Origin of the sequence: Phaeobacter sp. HF9A, assembly GCF_011806385.1 — a bacterium.
GTDB lineage: Bacteria > Pseudomonadota > Alphaproteobacteria > Rhodobacterales > Rhodobacteraceae > Epibacterium.
This window is the reverse complement of the sequence record NZ_JAATOX010000023.1, coordinates 13,110-36,455: the sequence shown is the minus strand read 5'-3', so window position 1 is coordinate 36,455 and position 23,346 is coordinate 13,110. Positions and strand designations below refer to the sequence as shown.

22 protein-coding genes are annotated in these 23,346 nt (G+C 61.1%); 10 read left to right on the top strand and 12 right to left on the bottom strand.

The window, feature by feature from the left end:
* Positions 1 to 101 precede the first annotated feature (101 nt).
* From HCZ87_RS06550 to HCZ87_RS06520, 7 genes are all read right to left on the bottom strand, one after another.
* Positions 102 to 320, bottom strand: a complete 219-nt coding sequence (locus HCZ87_RS06550) for a hypothetical protein (RefSeq protein ID WP_039982563.1) — start codon at positions 318 to 320, stop codon at positions 102 to 104.
* 117 nt (positions 321 to 437) lie between these two features.
* Positions 438 to 686 carry an AlpA family transcriptional regulator gene (locus HCZ87_RS06545; protein WP_254868542.1) on the bottom strand — a complete coding sequence of 83 codons (249 nt, stop codon included), beginning with the start codon at positions 684 to 686 and terminating at the stop codon, positions 438 to 440.
* Positions 687 to 769: 83 nt separating this feature from the next.
* Positions 770 to 1,501 carry a hypothetical protein gene (locus HCZ87_RS06540; RefSeq protein ID WP_167642967.1) on the bottom strand — a complete coding sequence of 244 codons (732 nt, stop codon included), beginning with the start codon at positions 1,499 to 1,501 and terminating at the stop codon, positions 770 to 772.
* A gap of 150 nt (positions 1,502 to 1,651) precedes the next feature.
* The gene (locus HCZ87_RS06535; protein ID WP_167642966.1) at positions 1,652 to 2,830 is read right to left on the bottom strand and encodes a site-specific integrase; all 1,179 of its coding nucleotides are present in this window, start codon (positions 2,828 to 2,830) and stop codon (positions 1,652 to 1,654) included.
* A 369-nt stretch (positions 2,831 to 3,199) separates the two neighbouring features.
* Positions 3,200 to 4,579 carry a S8 family serine peptidase gene (locus HCZ87_RS06530; protein ID WP_167642965.1) on the bottom strand — a complete coding sequence of 460 codons (1,380 nt, stop codon included), beginning with the start codon at positions 4,577 to 4,579 and terminating at the stop codon, positions 3,200 to 3,202.
* Positions 4,579 to 5,451, bottom strand: a complete 873-nt coding sequence (locus tag HCZ87_RS06525; protein ID WP_167642964.1) for a phosphatase PAP2 family protein — start codon at positions 5,449 to 5,451, stop codon at positions 4,579 to 4,581. Before HCZ87_RS06525 ends, HCZ87_RS06530 begins: the two co-directional genes overlap by 1 nt.
* Before the next feature lie 12 nt (positions 5,452 to 5,463).
* On the bottom strand, positions 5,464 to 7,134 hold the full coding sequence (locus HCZ87_RS06520; RefSeq protein WP_254868541.1) for a transcriptional regulator: 1,671 nt from the start codon (positions 7,132 to 7,134) through the stop codon (positions 5,464 to 5,466).
* A gap of 497 nt (positions 7,135 to 7,631) precedes the next feature.
* Here HCZ87_RS06520 and HCZ87_RS06515 point away from each other — a divergent pair, with 497 nt between their 5' ends.
* On the top strand, positions 7,632 to 8,306 hold the full coding sequence (locus tag HCZ87_RS06515) for a response regulator transcription factor (protein ID WP_167642962.1): 675 nt from the start codon (positions 7,632 to 7,634) through the stop codon (positions 8,304 to 8,306).
* A gap of 80 nt (positions 8,307 to 8,386) precedes the next feature.
* On the opposite strand, the gene HCZ87_RS06510 is transcribed toward HCZ87_RS06515, so the two are convergent.
* The 4 genes from HCZ87_RS06510 to HCZ87_RS06495 form a co-directional block, all read right to left on the bottom strand.
* A complete protein-coding gene (locus HCZ87_RS06510) occupies positions 8,387 to 10,066 on the bottom strand; it encodes a S8 family peptidase (protein ID WP_167642961.1) in 1,680 nt (559 codons plus the stop codon).
* Positions 10,067 to 10,077: 11 nt separating this feature from the next.
* Positions 10,078 to 10,353, bottom strand: coding sequence for a hypothetical protein (locus HCZ87_RS06505; protein WP_167642960.1), 276 nt, complete (start codon positions 10,351 to 10,353; stop codon positions 10,078 to 10,080).
* A 98-nt stretch (positions 10,354 to 10,451) separates the two neighbouring features.
* Positions 10,452 to 10,868, bottom strand: a complete 417-nt coding sequence (locus HCZ87_RS06500; RefSeq protein ID WP_167642959.1) for a hypothetical protein — start codon at positions 10,866 to 10,868, stop codon at positions 10,452 to 10,454.
* A gap of 217 nt (positions 10,869 to 11,085) precedes the next feature.
* Entirely contained in the window at positions 11,086 to 12,714 is a 1,629-nt protein-coding gene (locus HCZ87_RS06495) for an ABC transporter substrate-binding protein (protein ID WP_167642958.1), read from the bottom strand.
* 173 nt (positions 12,715 to 12,887) lie between these two features.
* Between HCZ87_RS06495 and HCZ87_RS06490 the strand changes: the two genes are divergently transcribed.
* Genes HCZ87_RS06490 through HCZ87_RS06465 form a run of 6 tightly spaced genes read left to right on the top strand, consistent with a single transcriptional unit; the run spans position 12,888 to position 19,335 of the window.
* The gene (locus HCZ87_RS06490; protein WP_167642957.1) at positions 12,888 to 15,302 is read left to right on the top strand and encodes an FAD-dependent oxidoreductase; all 2,415 of its coding nucleotides are present in this window, start codon (positions 12,888 to 12,890) and stop codon (positions 15,300 to 15,302) included.
* Positions 15,299 to 16,849 (top strand): trimethylamine methyltransferase family protein, encoded by a 1,551-nt coding sequence (locus tag HCZ87_RS06485; protein ID WP_167642956.1) that lies wholly within the window; start codon positions 15,299 to 15,301, stop codon positions 16,847 to 16,849. The genes HCZ87_RS06490 and HCZ87_RS06485 overlap by 4 nt, the downstream gene beginning before the upstream one ends.
* A gap of 1 nt (position 16,850) precedes the next feature.
* On the top strand, positions 16,851 to 17,522 hold the full coding sequence (locus HCZ87_RS06480; protein ID WP_167642955.1) for a TetR/AcrR family transcriptional regulator: 672 nt from the start codon (positions 16,851 to 16,853) through the stop codon (positions 17,520 to 17,522).
* Positions 17,519 to 18,769: a sarcosine oxidase subunit beta family protein gene (locus HCZ87_RS06475; protein WP_167642954.1), complete on the top strand. Its 1,251-nt coding sequence runs from the start codon at positions 17,519 to 17,521 to the stop codon at positions 18,767 to 18,769. The genes HCZ87_RS06480 and HCZ87_RS06475 overlap by 4 nt, the downstream gene beginning before the upstream one ends.
* A gap of 9 nt (positions 18,770 to 18,778) precedes the next feature.
* On the top strand, positions 18,779 to 19,045 hold the full coding sequence (locus HCZ87_RS06470) for a sarcosine oxidase subunit delta (RefSeq protein WP_167642953.1): 267 nt from the start codon (positions 18,779 to 18,781) through the stop codon (positions 19,043 to 19,045).
* A complete protein-coding gene (locus HCZ87_RS06465) occupies positions 19,042 to 19,335 on the top strand; it encodes a hypothetical protein (RefSeq protein ID WP_167642952.1) in 294 nt (97 codons plus the stop codon). The genes HCZ87_RS06470 and HCZ87_RS06465 overlap by 4 nt, the downstream gene beginning before the upstream one ends.
* 69 nt (positions 19,336 to 19,404) lie before the next feature.
* On the opposite strand, the gene HCZ87_RS06460 is transcribed toward HCZ87_RS06465, so the two are convergent.
* Entirely contained in the window at positions 19,405 to 20,115 is a 711-nt protein-coding gene (locus tag HCZ87_RS06460; protein ID WP_167642951.1) for a FadR/GntR family transcriptional regulator, read from the bottom strand.
* A 198-nt stretch (positions 20,116 to 20,313) separates the two neighbouring features.
* On the opposite strand from HCZ87_RS06460, the gene HCZ87_RS06455 reads away from it, so the two are divergent.
* Genes HCZ87_RS06455 through HCZ87_RS06445 form a run of 3 tightly spaced genes read left to right on the top strand, consistent with a single transcriptional unit; the run spans position 20,314 to position 23,322 of the window.
* Positions 20,314 to 21,510 carry a mandelate racemase/muconate lactonizing enzyme family protein gene (locus HCZ87_RS06455; protein ID WP_167642950.1) on the top strand — a complete coding sequence of 399 codons (1,197 nt, stop codon included), beginning with the start codon at positions 20,314 to 20,316 and terminating at the stop codon, positions 21,508 to 21,510.
* The gene (locus HCZ87_RS06450) at positions 21,507 to 22,274 is read left to right on the top strand and encodes an SDR family oxidoreductase (RefSeq protein ID WP_167642949.1); all 768 of its coding nucleotides are present in this window, start codon (positions 21,507 to 21,509) and stop codon (positions 22,272 to 22,274) included. Before HCZ87_RS06455 ends, HCZ87_RS06450 begins: the two co-directional genes overlap by 4 nt.
* A gap of 4 nt (positions 22,275 to 22,278) precedes the next feature.
* Positions 22,279 to 23,322, top strand: coding sequence for an L-idonate 5-dehydrogenase (locus HCZ87_RS06445; protein WP_167642948.1), 1,044 nt, complete (start codon positions 22,279 to 22,281; stop codon positions 23,320 to 23,322).
* The last annotated feature ends 24 nt before the right edge of the window (positions 23,323 to 23,346 follow it).

The window sequence follows — 23,346 nt, the reverse complement described above, 5'->3', positions numbered from 1 at the left end:
GTCTGTCGAGATGTTGGGAAAGGGGGCGGGGGTCTTTGACCCCCTTTCTGCCTCCGGCGGGGCAGCATGGGTTTTGGGGCCGGGCATGGCCCGGCGCTGGATCACTTTGCAGATATTTGACGGCCAATCCAGATCTCAGCGCGTTCCGCGCATTTGGCCAGATTGAGAAGATCTGAATGGTGGAAACTGCCGGTATTGCGCCACTCGCCGGTATCGGTCTTGTAGCTGCGCGACAGATCAACGGAATAGAACCCGTCATTCTGCCAGACGGTGGCCGTGATAAGGCCGATCTTGAATTTCTGTGCAGGCTGATTTGCCATGGTGATTTGTCCTGAATTTGGGAGAAGAAAGGGCGCGAGACTGTTTCGCCCGCGCCCCTGAGAGCCATCCGGCCCCAAAATCCCGCGCGGCGCTGCCAACCCCGACGCGGGCAAAACTTATGCGGCGCTGTAGCTGCTGGTGCTGCCGTGGCGGCGACCTTCTGCCCATTCCAGCAGGTCGCGGCGGCGATAGCGCACAGAACGGCCCGATTTGTAGAACTTCGGGCCGTAGCCGGTGACGCGCCATTTCTGGATGGTGCGCACGCTCTGGCAGAGGAAATCCGCCGCTGTGCGTTCGTCAATGAAGCCGTCCAAATAGTCCTGTGCGGGGGCGTTGTTTGCGTTGGCTGGTGTCTTGTTGAGCATCGTTTTACCCTTGTTTCGTTTTCGATGCTCTAGGCTTGCCCCAAGACAAAATCTCTAAATAGTTCTATAAATTCCTCTAGGATTTATAGATTTGAGACTTTCTTTAAGTCTTTGAAAAGAGGCGAAAAATATTTGTGTATTGTTTTGCCGGAAATTTGCGCGGCAGGCACGTTCAGATCAGGTGCGTTCAATTCCAGCCACGCTTGGATCTTGGGGTAGTGCGACCGTTGAGACGCAGACAGATCGATCTCCCCACTTTTTTCCAAGGCCTTGAATGCAGCTTGGATCGATGGGCCGATAGTGGGGCGGCCAGCAGGCGTGGGGGCTTTTACCGTGACATTGCCACGGTCTAGGATCTCATTGCGGATACGGTTGGTGGTTATGCGCACTTCCACAAATTCTAGCCCCTGATGGCTAAGCGTGCGCTCGTACCAATCAACCTTTCCAGCCCAAGTTGATTTGGGAATGTAGACCGGAGCATTGGCGACTTTGCGCGGGGCTTCAAACCCGTAGGCATGGGCATGCCCCTGCGAGATATAGCTTAGGATATTTTGTTTGAGCTTACGTTCAACTTCTGCCCGCGCGGTCAAGATTTCCTGTGGTTTCTGCAAAAGCATTTGCATCTTTTCCATCGGGCTACATTCTGCATCGCGAACTTGTTGCGCTGCGTCATCGAATGCAGTGATGGCGGAGACCTTTTGCAATTCTTCCCAGCGTGCCTTGAGTTTGGGTTCGCCGTACTCGACCCAAACGCGGGACAGCGGCACGCTGATGCGCCACAGGTATTTTAGCTGATCTGTGGAATGACTGGTCAAAGGAAATGTCTCTTGTCTGTTATGATACGTATACGTAGGCGTTGGCCGGTCCCTACGTATAGGTAACGGTCGGTTGGTGGGTCTAGAAACCCTTATACGTAACGTACGGGATTGGCGGCAACCTTAGCCCCTACGTATCGGTACGTGCCGCTACACGGCCCGCAATCTCGGACGTCCAATATCACCGACCATAGATCCCAGCCGCGCGGCGTTTTCTTCTGCGGCTTGCCGGACCGGATCATCTGCCAGATGTGCATACCGCATTGTGGTTTGGATCTGGGTATGGCCCAGCAATCGCCCAACCATCTGGATCGGCATTCCGGCAGAGACCGCATTCGATGCATAGGTATGGCGCAAGTCATGAATGCGCACGCCAGAAAGGCCCGCCCGGTCTCGGATGCGCCGCCATGGGTGTTGCAGGTCAGTGGCATATTGGCCGGGCAGTTTCCCTTCGATCACGTAAGGGTTGCCGGGGGTGCGCGGCAGGCGCGCCAGCACATCCCGCGCCGGTTGGGGCAGGGGGATGCGCCGCGCCCCGGTTTTACTGTCGGGCAGCTCCATGCCGTTGGTGGTGATGTAGTCCCATTTCAAAGTTTGGATCTCACCCAACCGGCAGCCGGTCAGGATTAATAGCCGGAACGCCGCGACCATATGCGGCGTCTCGCTGTCTTCGCGTTCCACCTCGGTCAGAACCTGCCCCAACCGTTGCAGCTCCGATTGGCTCAAGAAGCGTTCCCGCTTCACCTCGCGATACTTCGGGACATGGCGGCAGGGATTAGAGCCATCCGGGCGCAGGCCCCAGATCTCGGCCAGATTGAACATCTTCGACAGAACGCCCAGCGTCCGGTTTGCCTGATAGGGTTTGTCGCGGAATTTGTGATGCAACTCGGCAATGTCCCGGCGCTCGACGTCTACGACCTTAAAGCTCCCCAGTGCGGGTACGATAAACAGATCAATGGCGCGCCGATATTCCTTTTGGGTGGAAGGCTTGCAACGTTCCTTTGCGTGGGCCTCAAAGAAGCGCTCACAGAGCGCAGCCACGGTGGGGGCCTTGCGGTGCTGTGAGATCTCTTCGGCGGGGTTCTCGCCCTTGGCGACCTGTCCCATGATCTCCTTGGCCAGCTTACGGGCTTCATCAACGGTGATTTTGCCATGCCGCCCAACCGATACGCGCCGGGTTCTGCCACCTTTTCGATACTGCGCCTGATAGGTCTTCGCGCCAGAGGGCATGACCCGGACGCCAAAACCTGCAATTTGGCTGTCCCAGAGGAAGTAATCCTTGGCCTCTGGCATGAGGGCTTCGACGGTTCGTTTCGTCAGTTTTGGCATGTTTGGTCTCCTCTCTGCTTCGCTTCCGTGGAAGCACTGTGGAAGCAAATGAACGCATATCTTGGCGTAAGAGGTAGAAGCCGGTGAAGTTTGACGTCAATGAAAAATGAGCAAAACCAATAAGATATAGTAGGCGGGCGCAAATCGGGGCAGAGGGTGCGAGACGCCCTAAGCGCTCTCATAACCTGAAGGTCGTAGGTTCAAATCCTACTCCCGCAACCAAATACCAAAATCAAAACCGCCTCAAATAAGGCGGATGTTCGCGTTTGCGCCCGGTCCCCACACAAAAACGACACAGCAGCAGGCGCGTGGGTGTGAAAGATCACAAACCCGCATCACACGCTCTGCGCACCTGCCGCCGATATGGCTCTATGAGTCAGGAAACTGGGGCGTCCCTGACCAGCAGGGGACCTGGAAAGGGATATCGCTGTCCGCTTGCTGGTGGCTTTTTGACAAGAGCCAACTCTTCGCCGCGCTCCCCGAACCGCAGGGATACGCCGCGACCGTGCGCCCCAGTGACAAGAAGCCCGCCACCAAGGCAGAGGCCGCAGAGGTGCCGCCAAACCGGCTGAAATACGACCCATATTCCTGGAGCGCCCCATCGCGCGGCGGGCCCGCAAAGACGCTGCCCGAGTAGCCCGCTGGCCCGGGCACATCGGTGCTGATCACGTCAAAGCTGGAATACTTCTCGTTCTCATTGCTCGCAGGAACACCAATCCCCTCGTAGTCAGCTGATCGCTCGTCCAAACGTACCGAGGTGGCGTCAAAGGACTTGGCGTCATTGCTCGGGGCAAAGACGGTGATGCCTTGACGGCCCGAGTAGCTGCTGGGGAACCCTTTGGCGTTTACCGCTCCGACCGAGATGATGCCATTGTGATCGGTGGCGAGGTTCGCCGGATAGATCGCGCCCTCTTCATTGGCGTTCCCGGCGGCGCAGACGACGGGCCGTTTTTGCGACACGTTGACGATGAGTTCAGCCAGTTCGCTCCACATCTCGTCCTGGGCCGGGGTGGCGGCAATCTGACGAACCAGATCCTTTATGCTGTGATTGCCGAGCATGATATCGCCCAGTTCAGGCACAATCCGGCTGGGGTCCGAAATCGTGCGCGGCAGCAGCACGACATCGGCCTGGATCAGCTCGGCGTAGAGGAAGGCCAGAATCATACCTTCCGGTTCGGGATCAAAATTGGTCGAGAGCTGAACGATTTCGCACATCGGATCGACACCGGCATAGGGCAGGACCAGAGGCTGGGTCTCGCCGGATGCTAGGCGGCGCTGCGCCACGCAGGGCCGGGCGCCGACAAGGCCTGCGATACAGGTTCCATGGCCGGAGAAATCGGGCTGTGTGCAGGGCTGGACCTTGTTGTGATGGGCGGCAGACCCGTTCGACAGCCGATCCGTGAATTCTGTCAACAGACGCACGGAATGAGGCAGCCCATCAGCGATGTTGGTGTCCCAGTCCAGATCAAGCGTGTCCAGCTCGCCACGATAGGGAAAGGAGCCGAGCCGCGCGGAGAAAAAGTCGATCGACAGCTCCGTGTTGATCGTGTCCTTGAGGTTGGGATGCTGCGGCGCGACAGAGGTGTCGATCACGGCCACGCGCGTGGGTTTCTGCGGTGTCATCGGGGACCAGCCCCGCGGTGCATTGCGCTCGTCCAGCACGCCCAGGGTTTGCAGGTGCCACAGCGCGTTATACTGCGGATAGTTCTCCTGCCCGGCGACAGTCAGATCGGTTTCATATTGTCCCATCAGAGCCACTCCGCTTGAGCTGCGAGCATTTGCTTTTTGCAGACTTTTTCTAGAACCGGCGCGATCATGCGGGCCAGTTGATAGCCGGCCTGCGTGTCACATGCGTAATGCAGCCCCGCCCATTCGCGGTTCTCGGCGATGCGTCTTGCGCTGTTGAACAATTCGGAACTGGCCGGGTGCTCCGGCAGGATCCGAGAGAACAGAAAGGCAATCGAGAAAGACTGAAACGAGTGGTTTGACGGATAGGATTGATGCGGCGGGTTGGGCAACAGCGGGCGCAGGCGTGGCTCGATCTGATTGGGACGCAGCACGTTGTAGCGATCCTTGTAGCGCAGGCCGATTTCGTCGGTCAGCGCCAGGATCAGGTAAAACAGACCCTCGGTGGCGCCATAGCCGCCCAGCTCCTCGATGCCAAGGGGACGCAGATAGCCGGAAAGCTCGATGTTGGCCTCGCGCAGGATTTCTGCTTCGCGATGGGCCTCTTGCGGAGTGGCGCGCAGGGCCTGCTTGACCAATAGATCACGGGCATGGCGGCGCAAGCCTTCCGCATTTGGCGGCAGCGGCACCGGCAGATCCTGCCATTCCGACCGCAGATCATGCAGCAGTTCCCGCTCTTTCCAGGGTTCTTGCAGCGCTGCGCTCGCGGTTGTGTCCAGAGTGCGGTTCCGGTTCCTGTTGCGATTTCGATTGCGGTTTCTGTTCCGGTTGCGATTGCGATTCCGGTTGCGGTTCAGCGACAACAGCGACAGGGTCGCGCCGGCGTTTGCTGCGGTGTCGGGATTATCGACGGCAGCTTCGGCCTGGTCATCAAGGCGCAACCCGGTGGGGGTCACTATGAACCTGTGTTGGGTGAGAATGTCTTGAATACTCAATGGTGTCTCCCTTCAAGTAAACTTCTTAATCGTTGAAATCAGATCTGTTTCGGTGCCTTCTTGAACAAGGCGAAAACGGGCTTTCTGCACCTCTGGGTCGGCGAAATCAGGATCGCGGAGCAGCAGCGATTCATAGGTGCTGCGGGCCTCTTCCTCGCGGTCCATTTTGGAAAGATTCACAAGCAGGTAGCGCATGGCAGCGGCAAACCTGGGCTGTTTGCGCAGCGCATTGCGGCTGGAGGCAATGGCAAGCTGGTTGCGCCCCAGCATTGTCGAGGTCATCGCCAATGTGGTGTCATAGCTGTAGCTCAGCGGGCTGAAGCTGCCCAGATAGACGGCGCGTTCGGCGGCCTTATGGGCGGCTTCAAAATCGCCGACATACATGCGGTTCAGCGCGTAGTGATCCCACACAAAGGCCTGGTTCGGGTTCAGGCGCAACGCCTTTTCCAAGAGATCGCTGGCAAGCCCATGTTCATGAAACACATAGCCCATCGCATGGGCGAGGCAGGCCAGGGAAATGGAATTGAACGGGTTGCCGTTCAGCGCGTCGCGGGCCAGCGCATCCGTGGCTTTGACATCCTGCGGGTCAAGCGCGCCAAGGTTTTCGCCCACTTTGAAGCTGGCGGCATAGGCGCGCATCGCGTCAAACAGGCCCGCCGAGGCCGTATCGGCATGATCTCTCAGCATCGCCTCGGCGTTTTCCAGGGCGCGATCATCAAGTCGGAACATCATGTTCAGCGCCGACATGGCCGCAACGATGGGCTTGGGCTGGTCGGTGAATTCCGTTTTCAGGCGCTGCTCGAAATGGCGCGAGATGCGGTCCACGTTCTGGTTGATAAAGCCCGCCAGGACGTAGCTGTCAAAGGTCAGCGCCTCGTCGACGCTGGTTTGAATGGATTGGCTCCATTCCAGCGCCATGTTCTTGGCCGCGTAAAAGAAGAAGGTGAGCGTCAGCGAATGGCGGATCTGAAGTGCCCGGACGCGCAGCAGGTAATCGGTATTGCCGGCCCCGACCAACCCGTCGGAGGGCCCGCTGGCGTCGCGCAGGTCGTAGATATCCAGCGGGTGCAGTTCTCTGAGGTTCTTTACAATCCCCTCGACCAGGTGGTCGGCAATGAAGGCGGTGTCGGCGTCGCATCCTTGCTGGATATTGGGCAAGACACCAACGCAGAGACGCGGCTCCGGGATGGTTTCGCTAAAGACGGCGGCCGGGGGCGTGGCCTGCGGGGTTGCGGGGCTGGGCAGCTGCGCGAGTTGAGCAAACAGATCCGCCGCACGGTTGCGCCAGGCTTGGCGTTCCAGCAGCAACCAATCTTCGAATTCTTCATCCGCCACGTCGATCCCTTCAAGGAGATCCGTGTCTGCGGTGACACGCAGCGTTGTCAGGGTGCTGAGGTCTGTTTCGATATTGCGGATGTCGATCCAGACGGCATCGCGCCGAAGCATGATGGCATGGCGATCCACTTCGAAGATGGCATCGAACAACCCGCCCAAATCGCGGCGCAGTTCAAACAGAAGCTGACGCAGGCTGGTCGAGGATTTCCGCTCGCAGCTTTCGCTCCAGAGTTTATCGCGCAACCAGACCCGGGTGCGCTGACAGCGCGGCGCCAGGGCCAGCAGGGCCAGCAGCGCGCAGGCTTTCTTGCTGCGCGGCGTCACCGTTTTGCCGGCCCCGTCACTCAATCGGAGGGGGCCGATCACAAAAAGCTTGGCAACGGTTTGTGTTGGCGTCGGCATAGGCCGAGTATGTGGAGAAACGGGTGCATTTGGAAGAGAAGAGGGACTATGGTGCGTCCTTGTGATCTTGGCGCAGGCTTCCCCAGAGGAGGGAGGGCCGGGCTGCGAAAAGGACGGCTCGGTGTGTAGGTCTATCGCATATTCCAAAGGTTTCGTGTTGAAAAGCATTTTCCACTTCCCGCCCAAATGCAAGAATCACTCTGCCAAGGGCTGCGTTAGGGAAGTGTTAAGGTTTGCGGGGCGGCAGCGTTAGGCTGTCAGGCGACGCCGGGCTGACGCTGCTGATCCGGTAGCTGCGCGTTCCGCCAGCTGTCTGAGCTTGCAGGGCGATTTCCCTTTTTCAGATCCCGAATTTACCCAAGGGAAGCTTCACGGTGGGCTAACGCGGGGTGGTGATCATGGAGGTGTTTTAAGGATTTCGTATTTCCAGCGAGGATCGCATCATGAAGGCTTTATTAGTGTCTCGAAATTCGTTTTTCACATCGGCTCTGGGCGCGGTGCTGGAGCAAGACGGCATTCGGTTTTCCGTCTCGGAGGAAGATTTCTTGACGCTGTGCAGGGGCCGGTGCAAGGCAAGTGGCAGCGCGAATGTGCTGGTGGTCGATCTGGGAGAGGGGTTGTCGGAGCTGACGTTTCGGGCCTTGTCGCAGTTGCACAAGGACCAGCCGCGGTTGCGCTCCCTGCTGGTGGTGCCTGGCTTTGATGCTGCACAACTGGCCCGGATCTTTGCCAGCGGGCCGGTCGGCTGTGTACAGTCCAGCGCGCCGCTTTCGACATTCCCGCAGTATGTCCGGCTGACGGCCGAAGGCCAGCGTGTGCTCCCGGATGGGGCGGCGGATGTGCTGCACCGGCTGGTCCAGAGCACCCGCCCGCTGGCCAGTTTGCGCGCGATCCAGACCGGGCTGACCCCGCGCGAGACACAGGTCCTGGGGCAATTGCTCCGCGGTGCGCCGAACAAGGAGATCGCCCGGGCGCTGGATGTTCCGCTCACCACCGTAAAGAGCGATGTGAAATCCATCATGCAAAAGACGGGAGCTGCCAATCGCACCGCGCTGGCGGTGTCGGCGGTTCAGGCCGGAGTGATGCCGTCAGAACAGGCCACGCTCCACTGCGCGTGATCCCTGTTCGGCGGTAGGCGAAGACGCAAGATACTCCGCATGGCTTGCCATGCGGAGTTGCGATAAAAGCGGTGCTTGGGTCAGGCCCGTTCCTTGATTGCCTTGGCCGCGTTCAGCGCCTTCTGGATGAGGTTCGCCACCGCGTCGAGACCAGTATCATTGGGCGGCGGAGTGGTCGGGGTCTCGTTTTCGCCCGGTTGTGGCGCAATTGGTGTGTCGCCGGTCAGGATCGGCAGCCCGCTGCCCTGGAACTCCGCAGGGAGCCCCAAGGGGCGCGCCGCATCCAGCACCGCCTGAAACAACGCCTGCGAGCGGGCATCGCTGCGCGGCATCATCTGGATCCGCGGGTTCTGGGCCAGCAGCACGGCTGCGATGCCAGCGATATGCGGCGACGCCATGGAGGTGCCATCGTTTGCCACGTAGCTGTCGCCGGGCACGGTCGAGATGATCGCCACCCCCGGGGCGCAGACATTGATCTCGGGACCGCGGCAGGTGAAGGCGGCGGCGAAATAGCTGCCGTCGGTGCTGGTCTGCTGGGTGACGTGGCGGGCGTGAAAGCTGTCCTCCGGGAAGGTGCCGTGCTTGCCGATCGCGGCCACGGCCATGACCTCGGGGTAGGCGGCGGGATACATCACCGGCCCTGCGTTATTGCCGGCCGCCGCCACCAGAAGGATTCCGGCCTGGCGCGCCGCCTGCATGCGCTGCTGCAACAGCGCGCTGGGGTTGGCGCCGCCTAACGACATATTGACCACGTCCACCTGCAACTCGATGGCGGTGTCGATCGCCGCCATCAGCTTGGAAATGCTGGCCCCCGGGAACACCCGCAGCGCAAAGATATCGACATTGTCCGCCACGCCGCGCATGCCGATGGTGTTGTTCAGCGCGCCGATTGTGCCCGCCACATGGGTGCCATGCCCGCTGTCATCGCTCTTCCAGTCTTCCTCGGGGTCGCCGCCCTCGGCGAAACCGCGCCCGCCTGCGGCGACCACATCAGGGTGACCATCGGCAAAACCGCTGTCGATCACCGCAACGCGCACCCGCGCGCCCTCGGGCATGGTGACATTGCCGATGGTGTCGTTGCCCCACATATTGGCCTGCGGCCCCTCAGGGGAGACCGGCAATTTGCTGAGCTGCACCGTGTTCTCCTGCGCCGACAGCGCCGGGCTCTCGATCACGCGGCTCCAATGGCCATGCGGTGGTTTCAGCCGCAGCTGGGTCAGGCTGTCGAGCGTTTCGCCGAACAGTTTCAGCGTGACCTTGCCCTGTGTGTTGGTCAATTGCCGATCCGACCACAGGTCACCGGCAAGATCGACCTGCACCTTGGGCAGCGGCGCGTCGTTTTCATCCACCACCTTCAGGGTGACTTTCAGCTCGTCGTCTTGCGTGGAAAACGCCCGGGCCATGCTCATCTCAAACGCGTCGGCGCCAGGGCGGATCGAGAACATCTCGAGATCGTGGTCTTCTTCGATGATCAGTGCCGCGCCGTGACGGGTTCGCAGCTCTTCGACATGGGCCTCGGTCAGTTCAGCTTGCAGCGTGTGGACCTTCTGGCTGTCCGGGTCGCGCATCGCCTTAAACGCCAGCGGCGCGGCGGGCGCGCCATCGACGGTTTGCGCCGCGATTTTTGCCTGGCGCTGGGTGAGCTCCGCGCCAAGCGCCTCCAGGTCCACCTCTTGCAGATGGGCCGGCTGTGTCGCGGGTTTGCCGATGATGAAATGGCGGGTGGCTTTGCGATCTTTGCGGGATATGACCTCGTTCATTGTCTTATCCTTCAATCGTTGAGTTGCTGATTGATCAGGGCCAGATCGGTGGCGATCTCTTCTAGCCGCGTGGCGAGGTCGCGCACCGCGTCGCGCAGGCTGCCCTGCTTGGTGCGGGCGGGCTCGCTCAGTTGCGTCGCGGTTGCAAAGCTGGCTTCGAGCTGTGCAATCAACCTGTCGATGGAGGTGTCATCCGACATGGCGTCAATCACTGGCTCGGCGGTGGTGTGTTCCGCAAAGAACGCATCAATTACCTCTTGATCGCTGGGAAGGCTGAGGGGTGTCATTGGAGGCTCCTGTTGGGGGTGCCGGACAATCTTGCGAACCCGGCGAAAAGGGGCGCGAGACCATGAGGGAGGGGAATGCATGGTCTCGCGCGCGGGTGTTATTTCTTTGTGCAGGCCCGGATGCAGCGATAGGCATCATAGGCGGCGCGGATCGCGGATGCGTATTTCTTTGCCTTGAAATACTTCACCGCCGTCAGGACCTTGGGCGCACATTTGGCGCATTTGCCATAGCGCTTGACCAGGCGGACAACGGTGGCGATCAGTTTCTGGGCCTTGTTGCGCAGGAAGCGGCCAATGAACTGCGCATCATAGTCATTGTCGGCCATTTCGGCGATGGACATCGCATCGACATCCAGCGTGCTGATCCCGGCGGCGTCCAGTTCCGCGTCCAACTCGGCAAAAGCCTCGCCGAATTCGCTGTCCAGTTCTTCAAGGCCGAGACCTGCGAACTCGGCATCCATTGCCGAAAACTCGGCTTCCATTTCCTGCAATTCGGCGGCGGTATAATCAGACATTTGGTAATCCTTTGTCGGTTTGAAAACTGCGCCAGTGTTCTGGCAACTCTGTTTTCGCCCCGGCAAAGGAGAGGCGTGGATCTCTTTGGAGAGTTACGGCTCTCTTATGGGATGAGAGGGCGGCAGCAGCTGTGCGGAGGAGGCCCGAGCCCAGGGCGCTCAAGACGAGAAAGGGCCGCAACGAGGCGGCCCTTTCTCTTGCTGTGCTTCAGATGCCTCAGCCGATCAGATGAATGTCGTGTAGGAAGAGTTCATAGAAGGGATGCACGTCGACATTCGCAAACTTGCCATTGGAGTGGTTGAACACTGATCGCCAGAAGGCTTGGATGACAACGCCTTCATCCTGCATGATTTTTTCAATTTTCGCCATAATCTCGCGCCGCGCATCGACATCGGCAACCGACAGCCCTTTTTCCAGCAAGCTATCAAATTCGGCATTGGAAAAGCCCGTTTCGTTCCACGCTGCATCGGATTTATATGCCAATGCCATCATCTGGATGCCCAAGGGGCGCGGGCCCCATTCGGTGGCGGAGAACGGATATTTCAACCAGTCGTTCCAGAACGTCGCGCCGGGAAGGATGGTCCGCTTGACGTTCAGCCCGGCGTCTCGCATCTGCGCCGCCACCACGTCACAGGTGTTCTTTTGCCAGTCGGTGTCGCTGGAGATGATCTCGAATTCGGTGTCGGCATGTCCGGAATCGGCGACCAACGACGCGCCCTTTGCCGCGTCAAATTCAAGCGGGGGCAGCTTTGCGTATTCTGGGTGAATTGGGCAGACGTGATGATTTTCCCCCAGCAGACCAAGCCCGTCGATACCGAGTTCAAGCACGGTCTGGTTGTCGACCATCATCTGGATGCCGCGCCGGACGTCGAGATTGTCGTAGGGAGCCGACCGTTGGTTGAACCGGACCGCGAGCGTGTTGGCGGTGACCACCTCGCTCGGTGTCCATCCGATCGCGTTGAACACATCGACATAGTCGCTGTCGGTGCGGTAGGTCAGGTCGATTTCGTCCCCCTCGGCGGCAGCGGCAAGGGCGTTTTGATCCGTTCCAAGGTCGATGAACTCGATCCGGTCAAGCCATCCCCCTTCACGCCAGTAGTTATGGTGCGGATTTCGCACAAGCACGCCTTTGACCCCGACCTCGTAGCTTTCGGGCAGATATGCGCCGGTGCCGATCGGCGATTCGATCGGATTGCTGCCAGCGACAAAGCTGCGGTGGACGACGGCGGCGGGATAGTCCGAAAGCGCCGCCATGATGCTGATATCGGGGCTGTTCAAGTTGAGTTGTACCGTCAGGTCATCAATCGCCACGACAGCACCATCGCGCAGCATTTTCGTCTCCGGGTCCTGCAAGGCCGCGACACGCGAGGCCATCGAGTTGCCCTCGACGGTGCCATCAGCCCAAAGTTCGAAGTTGTGGATCACATCCTCGGGGCCAAACGCATCTCCGTTGTTCCAGGTGACGCCCGGGCGTAGGTGCAACGTGTATTGCGTCGCATCGTCATTGGCCTCCCAAGATTCGATCAGGCCACCGGTCACGCTGCCGTCGCGATTGAACAGGGCCAGGTAATCGAGCCAGCCTCGGCAGAAGTTGGCATATTCGCTCCAGTCCCAAAGGCGCGGCTCTTTCATTGCCTTGGTTTCCATATTGACGCGCAATGTCCCGCCCCTGGTTGCCTGAGCGCTGGCCTTGCCGGGCAAGGCGATCCCGATCAGCCCATAGGCTGCCGTCGCGCTGAGGCCCAACATGGTTGCGCGCGAGAGAAACTCCCGCCGCGAGAGTTGGCCGGATTGATACTCCTGCGCGTACATCTGTACCGCAGGATGCAGTTTCTTTGATGTCATCTTTGGTCTCCCTGTCGTCGTTGTCTTGGCGTTTCTTGTTTGGATTTAGTCCCGATATTTTTTGTTGGACATTGGTGTCTAATGGTGTTTCTAGATAATGGACATCAGTGTCCAAAAAGCAAGTTGTGAATGATACAACCGACGCGCGCCGCGCAGAGTTTGAGGAGAATGCCATGAAGTCTCACTACCGTGCCGTTGTTATTGGCGGAGGCGTCGTCGGCGCTTCGGTGTTGTATCATTTGGCAAAATTCGGCTGGTCTGATGTCTGCCTGATCGAGCGCAAGGTGCTCACGGCAGGGTCCAGCTGGCACGCTGCTGGCGGTTTTCACGCGCTGAACGCGGACCCCAACATCGCTGTCTTGCAGTCCTACACCATCGATTTGCTCAGCGAGATCGAAAAGGAATCAGGACAGTCTGTCGGGATGCATATGACAGGCGGCATGACGCTGGCGGGCACGCCCGACCGTTGGGAATGGCTGCAATCGGCTTACCGCACCTTCCAGTCGATTGGCATCGACGACGTGCATCTGATCACCCCAAAGGAAGCCGGAGAACTGAATCCGCTGATGTCCACCCATGGCATCCTCGGCGGCATGTATGCGGATCGCGAAGGCTATGTCGACACCACCGGCACCGTGCATGCCTACGCGGGGGCCGCCAAGAAACGCGGCGCCGAGGTGATCGAGAACAACCGCGTGCTGGAGCTGATCCAGACCGCTGATGGCTGGGATGTCGTCACCGAAAAAGGCACGATCCACACCGAACATGTGATCAACGCTGCGGGTCTCTGGGCCAAGCAGGTTGGCCGCATGGCAGGGATCGAATTGCCGGTCTCGCCGCTGAACCACCACTACCTGATCTCTGACACGATCCCCGAGGTGGCCGCGCTCGACAAGGAAATGCCGATGACGGTCGATCTCGAAGGGTTCACCTATATGCGGCAGGATCAGCAGGGGATGCTGCTGGGCATTTACGAGATCGACCACCAGCATTGGATGATGGACGGCGCCCCGTGGGAGTACGGATTCGAGTTGCAGCAGGAGGACCCGGACCGGATCGAAAAGGAATTGATCCTGGGGTTTGAACGCTATCCCGCGCTTCAGAACGTGGGCGTCAAGACATGGGTCAACGGCGCCTTCACCTTTGCGCCCGACGGCAACCCGCTGGTGGGGCCGGTGCGTGGCAAGCCGGGCTATTGGTGTGCCTGTGGCGTGATGGCCGGGTTCCTTCAGGGCGGCGGGGTCGGCAAGTCGCTGGCCGAGTGGATTATCCACGGTGAGCCGGAGGCTGACGTCTTCGGAATGGATGTCGCGCGTTTCGGTCCCTTCGCCGAGAACAAGCAATACATCAAGGAAACCACCGGCCAGTTCTACACCCGTCGTTTCGTGATGACCTACCCGAATGAACAGCTGCCCGCGGGGCGCCCGCTGAAGACGGCGCCGGCCTATTCCGATATGTCAGCGGCGGGGTGCCGCTGGGGCGCAAGCTGGGGGCTGGAGGTGCCCTTGTATTTTGCGCCCTCTGCGGATTTCGAGGAGGTGCCCACGCTCAAGCGGTCCAATGCGCACGCCATCGTCGCTGCGGAATGCAAGGCCGTGCGAGAGGCCGTCGGGCTGCTCGACATTTCGGGCTTTTCACGGTTCGAGGTTTCTGGACCTGGTGCAGAGGCCTGGCTCAACCGGATCATGGCGTCCAAACTGCCAAAGCCCGGTCGCGCGAAACTGGCCCCGATGTTGTCACCTGAGGGCAAGCTCAAGGGCGACCTCACGGTGTTCAACTGGGGCGACGGCAGCTGGTGGATCATGGGCAGCTACTACCTGCGCGAATGGCATATGCGCTGGTTCCAGGATCACATGGACGACGGCGTGATCCTGCGCGACATAGCCGACGCGACGGTGGGGTTCAGCCTGTCGGGACCGAACAGCCTCAAAGTATTGGAAAAGCTGACAGACGGGCCAATTGCGGACCTGCCATTCATGGGCTGTGGCACGTTCGATGTCGGACTGATCCGTGCCAAGGTGGGACGGCTCTCGGTCACCGGTGAACTTGGCTATGAAATTCACTGCACTGCCGCTGAACATATCACGCTGCGCAAGACGCTGCTGGCGGCGGGGGCGGAGCTGGGCCTCAGGGAAGTCGGCTTCAATGCCTTGCTCAGCCTGCGGCTGGAGAAAAGTTTTGGCATCTGGAACGCCGAATTCACCCAAGGCTACACGCCAGCACAGACGGGTATGGACCGCTGGATTGATTGGACGAAACCGGACTTCATCGGCCGTGATGCAGCGCTGAAAGAACGGGGCGGGGACGGCCCCGAGACGGTTATCGTCACACTGGAAATCGACGCGCAGGATGCCGAGGCCAGCGGATACGAACCGGTCTGGAAGGATGGCGCGCTGGTGGGGTTTGTCACCTCGGGCGGCTATGGCCACACCGTCGGAAAATCGCTGGCCCTGGCCATGGTCGACCGGGCGGCAGCCGACGCGGGAACCAATCTGGCCGTGCATATCGTGGGCGCAGAACGCCCGGCGCGGGTGATCGCGGCCTCGCCCTACGATCCGCAAGGCACGGCAATGCGAGGTGCGTCATGACGACCAAAACACCAGCACAGCCACGTTCAAGAAAGCGGCGCGGTCGCGGTGATGGCACGCCGCCTGCCTCAAAACGGACGGTCAATTATCGCCAGTTGCGCAATCCGTTTCCGGTCATGTCGGTGTTTTCCGACGACGAAGCCGCGAACATGCACGAAACGGCGCTGCGGATGCTCGAAGACCTGGGCATGCGCGTCCTTTTGCCGGAGGCGGTCAAGCTCTATGCCGCCGCCGGGGCCCGCGTCGACGGCGACATGGTCTATATCGGGCGCGAGATTGTCGAGGCGGCGATTGCCAGTGCGCCGAAATCCATCCACTGCCACGCTGGCACAGCCGAGCGCGACATCGTGCTGGAGCTGGGCGCGCTGGCCTTCCAACCCGGAGCGGGTGCGCCCCATGCCACCGATCTGCGGCGCGGACGCCGCCCCGGGTCGGCGCAGGACTTCACTGACCTGGCCCGCATGTCGCATCATTTTGACGTCTTCCAGATGATGTCGCCGTCGGTTGAGCCTCAGGACGTGCCGACCCATCTGCGTCATTACTTCACCTTGCTGACGCAGGCAGAAAGAACCGACAAGTTCCCCTTCCTCTTCTCACGTGGCACGCCGCAGGCCCTGGACAATTTCGAGATGCTGCGCATTGCGCGCGGTCTGTCGGAGGAGGAGTTTAAGGCAGGCGCGCATGCCTATACGGTCATCAACACCAACTCGCCCCGGACACTCGATGTTCCCATGGCGCAGGGGCTGATCGACTTTGCGCGCCACGGTCAGCTTTGCATCGTCACCCCCTTCACGCTGATGGGGGCGATGGCCCCGATTACCGTGGCGGGCGCAATCACGCTGAGCCATGCGGAATGCCTGGCGGCGATCACGCTGACACAACTGGCCGGCCCGGGCGCGCCGGTCTGCTATGGCACCTTCACGTCCAACGTTGACATGAAATCAGGCGCTCCCGCCTTTGGGACGCCGACGCAATTTCAGGCGTCGCTGGCCGCGGGTCAGATGGCGCGGATGCTAGGGCTGCCCTGGCGGTCGGCAGCCGGTTCTGCATCAAACGTCAACGACGCACAGGCCGCGAACGAGAACCAGATGGGCTTGTGGGGCTGTCTGCTCTCCGGGGCGACGGTTGTCATCCATTCGGCAGGCTGGCTTGAAGGCGGGCTGACGGTGTCCTATGAAAAAATCGTCACCGATGTCGAAGTGCTGAACATGGTGGCCGAGCTTTGCGCGGGCAACAAGGCAGGCACGGATGAGATCGGCTTTGCCAACGCATTGTCTCAGGTTGCGCCACAGGGCCATTTCTTTGCCGCGCCGCAGACGATGGAGCGCTATAATACAGAGTTCTACGAACCCATCGTGCATGATTATGCCAACTTCGGAACATGGACCGAACGCGGTTCGCGCGATGCCAATACCCGGGCGACGGAGGTCTGGGAAAGCATCCTGGCCAAGCCTGAACAGACGATGATCCCGCCGGATCGGCTCGAACAGCTAAGGGCCTTCATCGACAAACGCACCGCCGAGGGCGGCGCACCGCCGGAGAGTTAAGATGACCGCACGTATCACCCCGCTCTTGCACCGCGATGATCCGAGCAAGGAACCGCTTGTGGGGCACGTGAAGGTCACCCGGGAGGATTGGCTGAATGTCGCGCGCGACGTGCTGGTCAGCGATGGCGTGGGCGAGGTCAAGGTGCAGGCTCTCGGCGCGCGGCTGGAGGTGTCGCGCTCCAGCTTTTACGGCTATTTCAAAAGCCGGAAACACCTGCTCGCCGACTTGCTGGATGACTGGGAGAATCGCAACACGCGCACTATCGTCGAAAGCGTGGCCGCGCCTGCCGAATCTATCACCGAAGGCGTTTGCAACTTCTTTCGTTGCTTCATTGATCCCAATCTGTTTGATCGCGGCCTGGATTTCGCGGTCCGTGAATGGTCGCGCCGGGATGGCGGCGTGCGCCAGCGCATCGACGCCGCCGACGCGACGCGATTGCAGGCGGTCAGCGCCATGTTCGCGCGCTTCGGCTATCCCGCGAATGACGCCGATACCCGTGCTCGCATTCTCTACTACATGCAGCTTGGCTATCACGCGCTTGAGGTCCGTGAGCCGATGGACGCGAGGTTGTCGCGGATCGAGGGCTACCTGCGCGGGTTCACGGGGGCCGAGCCGGATCCTGATGCGCTGGCGGAGTTCCGTGCATTTGTCGGCGGACTAAGCCAGCAATGACCCGCTATTCCGCCTTTTCCGTCTTTCGCGAAGGTCTGCGCGGGCAGACCGGCTGGAGCAAGGCCTGGCGGACGCCCACGCCAAGAGCCGCCTATGATGTGGTGATCATCGGCGGAGGCGGGCACGGTCTGGCAACGGCCTACTATCTTGCCAGGACCCACGGTGTGACCAATGTCGCGGTGATCGAGAAGGGGGGGCTTGGCGGTGGGAACACCGGGCGCAATACAACCGTGATCCGCTCGAACTATTTCTATCCCGAAAGTGCCGCGCTCTATGACCTGTCGGTCAAACTCTACGAGACCCTGTCGCGTGAACTGAACTACAACGTCATGTTTTCACAGCGTGGTATGCTGGCGACCTGCCATTCCGAGCCCGAGATGGAGATGGCCGCGCGGCAGGTCAACGCGATGCGGCTGAACGGTGTCGATGCGGAACTGCTGACCCGCGATCAGGTTCGCAAGCGCGCGCCCCTGCTGAATTTCGGCCCCGACATGCGCTTTCCGATTCACGGTGGCGTCTCGCAGCCGCGTGCGGGAACCGGGCGCCACGATGCGGTCGCCTGGGGCTACGCGCGGGCGGCAGATGCACGGGGCGTGGACATCATCCAGAATTGCGAGGTGCTGGATCTGCTGACCGAAGGCGGGCGCTGCATCGGGGTGCGGACCTCAAAAGGCGACATCAGGGCCGGCGTGGTCGGTGCGGCAGTGGCGGGGCATTCATCGGTGATCGCCGACATGGCCGGTGTCGATTTACCGATCACCTCTTACGCCTTGCAGGCCTTCGTATCCGAACCCCTGAAGCCCGTTCTGGACACGGTTGTTCTTTGTCCGCCATTCGGGACCTATCTCAGCCAGTCCGACAAGGGTGGGCTGGTGATCGGCGGTGGCCTGGACCGTGTCCCGTCCTACGGGCAGCGCGGCAATCTGCCGGTGCAGGAAACCGTGCTGGCCGGTCTTGTTGAAATGATGCCTGCGCTCGCCTCGGTCAAGCTGCTGCGCCACTGGGCGGGAATTGTGGATGTGACGCCGGACAGCTCGCCGATACTGGGGCCCTCGGGGCTGGATGGTCTCTACCTCAATTGCGGCTGGGGGACGGGTGGGTTCAAGGCGATCCCGGCGGGCGGCTATCTCTTCGCGCATCTCCTTGCGACTGGCGCGCATCACGAGATCAGCCGCCCCTTTGACCGTGCCCGTTTCGAGACGGGGCACCTCATTGACGAGGGTGCCGCGTCCGGCATCGCACATTAGGAGAGGCCCGTGCAGATTTTTCCATGCCCCTTTTGTGGCCCCCGCAACGAGACCGAGTTTCACTTCGCCGGCGAGTTGGGCAAGGCCAGACCGACGACAACCGAGGCTGTGTCTGCCAAGGAGTGGGCGAGCTATCTCTACGCGCAACGCAACGAGAAAGGCGCGGTGCATGAGGTTTGGATGCATCTGCCCTGTTCCGAGCTGTTTGTCATGGAGCGCGACAGCGTCACGATGGATGTGCTGGGGGCCCGCTCTCTGAGAGAGGGGGCGGAATGACCTCGCATCGCACCGACCGCGCTGGCCTGATCGACCGGGCAAAGCCGCTGCATTTCTCATTTGATGGCAAGTCCTATCAGGGCTTTCAGGGCGACACGCTAAGGCGCGGCTCGGAGGTGAGCCTGGAGGTGCCATCGGCGTCGGTCGCCAGGGCGCTCTTCGGCCTTGGCGTGTTTCTCTACAGGTTCGGGGATGAGCACAGGTTCCGCGTCCATGTTGCGCAGAGCCAGGCCGAACCTTTGCTAAAAAGCCTGAAAGCTATGGCCACCTGCGGCGTTGCGGAGGTTTGATCCGCAGGGTCGCGCCGATATACTGCTGAGTTGATGCGCTTGCCGCCCGCCGCTTGGCGATCTTGCGCTCTATGTTACCCCTGCGCGCAGCAGCACGCTCACGGCGCTGTCGAAATGCTCGGACATGGCTGCCTCTGCGCGGCTGGCGTCCTGCGCCATGATGGCGGTGGCGATGCGTTCGTGGCATTTGATATTGTCGCGGCGGTTCTGCTGGGTCGCGCGCGAGCGCCACCCAATGGCCCAGGTCTGGCGCGTGATAATCCAGAAACTGTCGACCATCATCGCATAGAGATGATTGCCCGAGGCTTTGGCGATCAGCGAATGAAAGCGGATGTCCAGCTCCATCAGCTCGGTGTGCCCGCCTTCCAGGGCGGCAAACATGCGCGCGGTGAGATCCAGCAGCTCTGTCGCCTCGGCGTCGCTGCGGCGCATCGCAGCCAGGCCGACGGTGCGCATTTCCAGGGTCCTGCGCACGTCCAGCACCTGCTGGATGCTCAGCCCCCGGCTATAGGTGGTATGATCAAGCACAAGGCTCAGGGCAGAGGCGTCGGGCAAGGCCACCCGCGCCTTGCGTGAGCCGCCGATATCCAGGATTCGTAGCGTCGCCAGACCGCGCAGCGCCTCGCGCGTGACCGGGCGGGAGACGCCCAGATGCGCGGCCAGGGCGGCCTCGGAGGGCAGCGTGTCGCCGGGGCGCAAACCTTGGGCGCGGATCAGGTCGCGAATACCCTTCATGGCCATTTCGGCCAGTCCGGCTTCGCTGGAGATGGGTTTTGTCATGACATGCATCCTCTGTGTCAGTTCGGGATGTTCCTTTCATCGAAGGACGCAAATTGAGATATTGAGCAGATTTGCATGTTAATTGTCTGACAATCAATGGGAAATTGTCACAAAATGTGGTTGTGATCGGTTTGGGCGGGTAGGTATGGCGTGAGAAACGCCACCGGCCTGTCCGGGCGCGCAGGGAGGACATCTGACGTGAAGATCACCGCCATCCGCACCTACCGTGCGGAGGAATTCGCAAACGTGCTTTGGGTGCATGTGGAAACCGATGCCGGGATCACCGGCCTGGGCGAAACCTTCTACGGGGCCGAAGCCTGCGAGGCACATATCCACAATACGCTTGCGGTGCGCCTCCTGGGTCAGAACCCGCTGAACATCGAGGCGCTGCACAAGGAGATGGTCAGCCTGCCCAATGCGCAGGCCAGCACCGGCGTGGAATACCGCGCGGCCTCGGCCATTGACATCGCGCTGTGGGACATCTTCGGCAAGGTGGCGGGCCAGCCTGTGCATGTGATGCTGGGCGGCCAGAGCTGGGACCGCATCCGGGTCTACAACACCTGTGCCGGCACACGCTATGTGCGCACCAACAAGATCAAGCCGGTGGACACCTGGAACCGGGACGAGGGCCAGTACGAGGATCTCGACGCCTTCATGACCGACGCAGGCGCGCTGGCCGAAAACCTATTGGAGAGCGGCATTTCCGCGATGAAGATCTGGCCCTTCGATCCGCCCGCGATCGAGAACAAGGGCATGTTCATCACCGCGGAACAGATGAAACAGGCGGTGAAACCATTTGAACAGATCCGCAAGGCCGTGGGCGACCGGATGGAGATCATGGTCGAGTTGCATTGCCTGTGGAACCTGCCGGTGGCCAAGGATATCGCCCGCGTTCTGGAGGATTACGCCCCGCGCTGGTACGAGGATCCGATCCGTATGAACAACGCGCAGGCGCTGGCGGAATTTGCGGCTTCGACCTCGATCTGGACCTGCGCGTCGGAAACGCTGGGCTCGCGCTTTGCCTACAAGGACTACCTTGACCGCGACGCGGCGCATGTGGTCATGGCCGACCTGTGCTGGACCGGCGGCCTGACCGAGGGGCGCAAGATCGCCGCCATGGCCGACACCTACCACCGCCCCTTTGCGCCGCATGATTGCATCGGCCCCGTGGGCTTTGCCGCCGCGATCCACATGAGCTTCAGCCAGCCCAACACACTGATCCAGGAATCGGTTCGCGCCTTCTACAACGGCTGGTATCGCGAGCTGGTGACCGAGGTGCCGCGCATCGAAGGCGGCTATGTCTACCCGATGGAAGGCCCCGGTCTTGGCACTGAACTGCGCCCCGATTTCTTTGATCGCGGCGACCTGACAACACGTATTTCGGAGGTCTCATGAGCCATCCCCTGTTCGATCTGACCGGCAAGACCGCCCTTGTCACCGGCTCCTCTCGCGGGTTGGGCCGCGCCTTTGCCGAGGGGCTGGCGCAGGCTGGCGCGCGCATCGTTTTGAACGGTGTCAATCCCGAGAGGCTGGAAGCCGCCGCGCAAGAGATGCGCGACCAGGGCTTTGACGTGCTGACCGCCGCCTTTGACGTTGCAGATGAGGCGGCGATCGTCGCCGCCTTCGAGGCGCTGGACGGCGACGGCGTCGAGGTCGATATCCTGGTGAACAACGCCGGCATCCAGTTCCGCAAGCCGATGCTGGAGCTGGACACCGCCGATTGGCGACGGGTGATCGACATCAACCTGACGGCGGCCTTTGTCGTGGGGCGCGAGGCCGCGAAACGCATGGCAAATCGGGGCCGGGGCAAGGTGATCAACATCGGCTCGCTGACCTCGGAACTGGCCCGTGCAACCGTCGCGCCCTACACGGTCGCCAAGGGCGGCATCAAGATGTTGACCAAGGCGATGGCGGCGGAATGGGGCGAGAAGGGCATTCAGGCCAATGCCATCGGTCCGGGCTACATGGTCACCGACATGAACGAGGCGCTGTTGTCGAACCCGGAGTTTGACGCCTGGGTCAAAGGGCGCACGCCGATGCGCCGCTGGGGCCTGCCAGAGGAGCTTGCGGGCACCTGCATCTACCTTGCCTCGGATGCGTCCAACTATGTCTCGGGCCAGATCATCTATGCCGACGGCGGCATGATTTCGGTGCTGTGACGCGATGAAGGCAATTGTCATACATGGGGCGCGCGATTTGCGGATCGAACGCATGGCGCCCGCTGCGCAGCCCGGTCCGGGCGAGGTACAAGTGCAGGTCACCAACGGCGGGATCTGCGGGTCCGACCTGCATTATTACCTGCACGGTGGTTTTGGTGCGATCCGCATTCGCGAGCCGATGGCGCTGGGGCACGAGGTCTCGGGCGTGGTCGCTGCCGTCGGGGCGGGCGTCGAGGGGCTGGCGGTTGGCGACAAGGTCGCGGTGAACCCTTCAAGACCCTGCGCGCGCTGCGCGTACTGTCTGCAAGGACAGCCGAACCAATGTCTTGATATGCGTTTCAACGGCTCGGCGATGCGGATGCCGCATGAACAGGGCCTGTTTCGCGAGTCGTTGACGCTGCCCGCGACGCTGGTTGAACGTTTTGCGCCCGAGGCCGATCTGGCCCTTGCCGCGATGACCGAGCCGCTGGCGGTCTGCCTGCATGCCGTGCGCCAGGCCGGGTCGCTGGTCGGCAAGACGGTTCTGGTCGCAGGTTGCGGCCCGATCGGCTGTCTGGTGATCGCGGCGGCGCGTCTGGCCGGGGCAACGCGGATCATCGCGACCGATATTTCCGATACGCCGCTTGGCGTGGCCCGGAACATGGGCGCGGATGAGACACATAACCTGGCCAGCGCGCCGGAGGCCTTGTCGCCGGTGCAGCGCGACAAGGGGCAGATTGACGTCAGTTTTGAATGTTCCGGCGCGCCGCAGGCGCTGGGCGGGCTTTTGAATGCGACGCGGGCCGGCGGCACGGTGGTGCTGGTCGGCATGGGAGGCGATGCGCCGCTGCCGCTGCAACTGGCGGTCGCAAAGGAGCTGACCCTGCGCGGTGCGTTCCGTTTCCACGAAGAGTTCGCCACCGCTGCGCGGGTCATATCCGAGGGGCGCATTGACCTGCGTCCGCTCCTGACTGGTGTTCACGACGCTGACGACGCCGTCGCGGCCTTTGATCTGGCCGCTGACAAAACCCGCGCCATGAAGGTGCAGATCCGTTTCTCCGGCAGCTGACAGGCCGGAATTCACCCAGAGGGA

Excerpts from the sequence above, each read along its gene's own strand:
- HCZ87_RS06505 (WP_167642960.1), bottom strand. The coding sequence starts at position 10,353 with ATGACACCCCTCAGCCTTCCCAGCGATCAAGAGGTAATTGATGCGTTC.
- HCZ87_RS06515 (WP_167642962.1), top strand. The coding sequence starts at position 7,632 with ATGAAGGCTTTATTAGTGTCTCGAAATTCGTTTTTCACATCGGCTCTG.
- HCZ87_RS06480 (WP_167642955.1), top strand. The coding sequence starts at position 16,851 with ATGACCGCACGTATCACCCCGCTCTTGCACCGCGATGATCCGAGCAAG.
- HCZ87_RS06510 (WP_167642961.1), bottom strand. The coding sequence starts at position 10,066 with ATGAACGAGGTCATATCCCGCAAAGATCGCAAAGCCACCCGCCATTTC.
- HCZ87_RS06490 (WP_167642957.1), top strand. The coding sequence starts at position 12,888 with ATGAAGTCTCACTACCGTGCCGTTGTTATTGGCGGAGGCGTCGTCGGC.
- HCZ87_RS06445 (WP_167642948.1), top strand. The coding sequence starts at position 22,279 with ATGAAGGCAATTGTCATACATGGGGCGCGCGATTTGCGGATCGAACGC.
- HCZ87_RS06465 (WP_167642952.1), top strand. The coding sequence starts at position 19,042 with ATGACCTCGCATCGCACCGACCGCGCTGGCCTGATCGACCGGGCAAAG.
- HCZ87_RS06545 (WP_254868542.1), bottom strand. The coding sequence starts at position 686 with ATGCTCAACAAGACACCAGCCAACGCAAACAACGCCCCCGCACAGGAC.
- HCZ87_RS06535 (WP_167642966.1), bottom strand. The coding sequence starts at position 2,830 with ATGCCAAAACTGACGAAACGAACCGTCGAAGCCCTCATGCCAGAGGCC.
- HCZ87_RS06530 (WP_167642965.1), bottom strand. The coding sequence starts at position 4,579 with ATGGGACAATATGAAACCGATCTGACTGTCGCCGGGCAGGAGAACTAT.
- HCZ87_RS06500 (WP_167642959.1), bottom strand. The coding sequence starts at position 10,868 with ATGTCTGATTATACCGCCGCCGAATTGCAGGAAATGGAAGCCGAGTTT.
- HCZ87_RS06450 (WP_167642949.1), top strand. The coding sequence starts at position 21,507 with ATGAGCCATCCCCTGTTCGATCTGACCGGCAAGACCGCCCTTGTCACC.
- HCZ87_RS06485 (WP_167642956.1), top strand. The coding sequence starts at position 15,299 with ATGACGACCAAAACACCAGCACAGCCACGTTCAAGAAAGCGGCGCGGT.
- HCZ87_RS06550 (WP_039982563.1), bottom strand. The coding sequence starts at position 320 with ATGGCAAATCAGCCTGCACAGAAATTCAAGATCGGCCTTATCACGGCC.
- HCZ87_RS06460 (WP_167642951.1), bottom strand. The coding sequence starts at position 20,115 with ATGACAAAACCCATCTCCAGCGAAGCCGGACTGGCCGAAATGGCCATG.
- HCZ87_RS06495 (WP_167642958.1), bottom strand. The coding sequence starts at position 12,714 with ATGACATCAAAGAAACTGCATCCTGCGGTACAGATGTACGCGCAGGAG.
- HCZ87_RS06475 (WP_167642954.1), top strand. The coding sequence starts at position 17,519 with ATGACCCGCTATTCCGCCTTTTCCGTCTTTCGCGAAGGTCTGCGCGGG.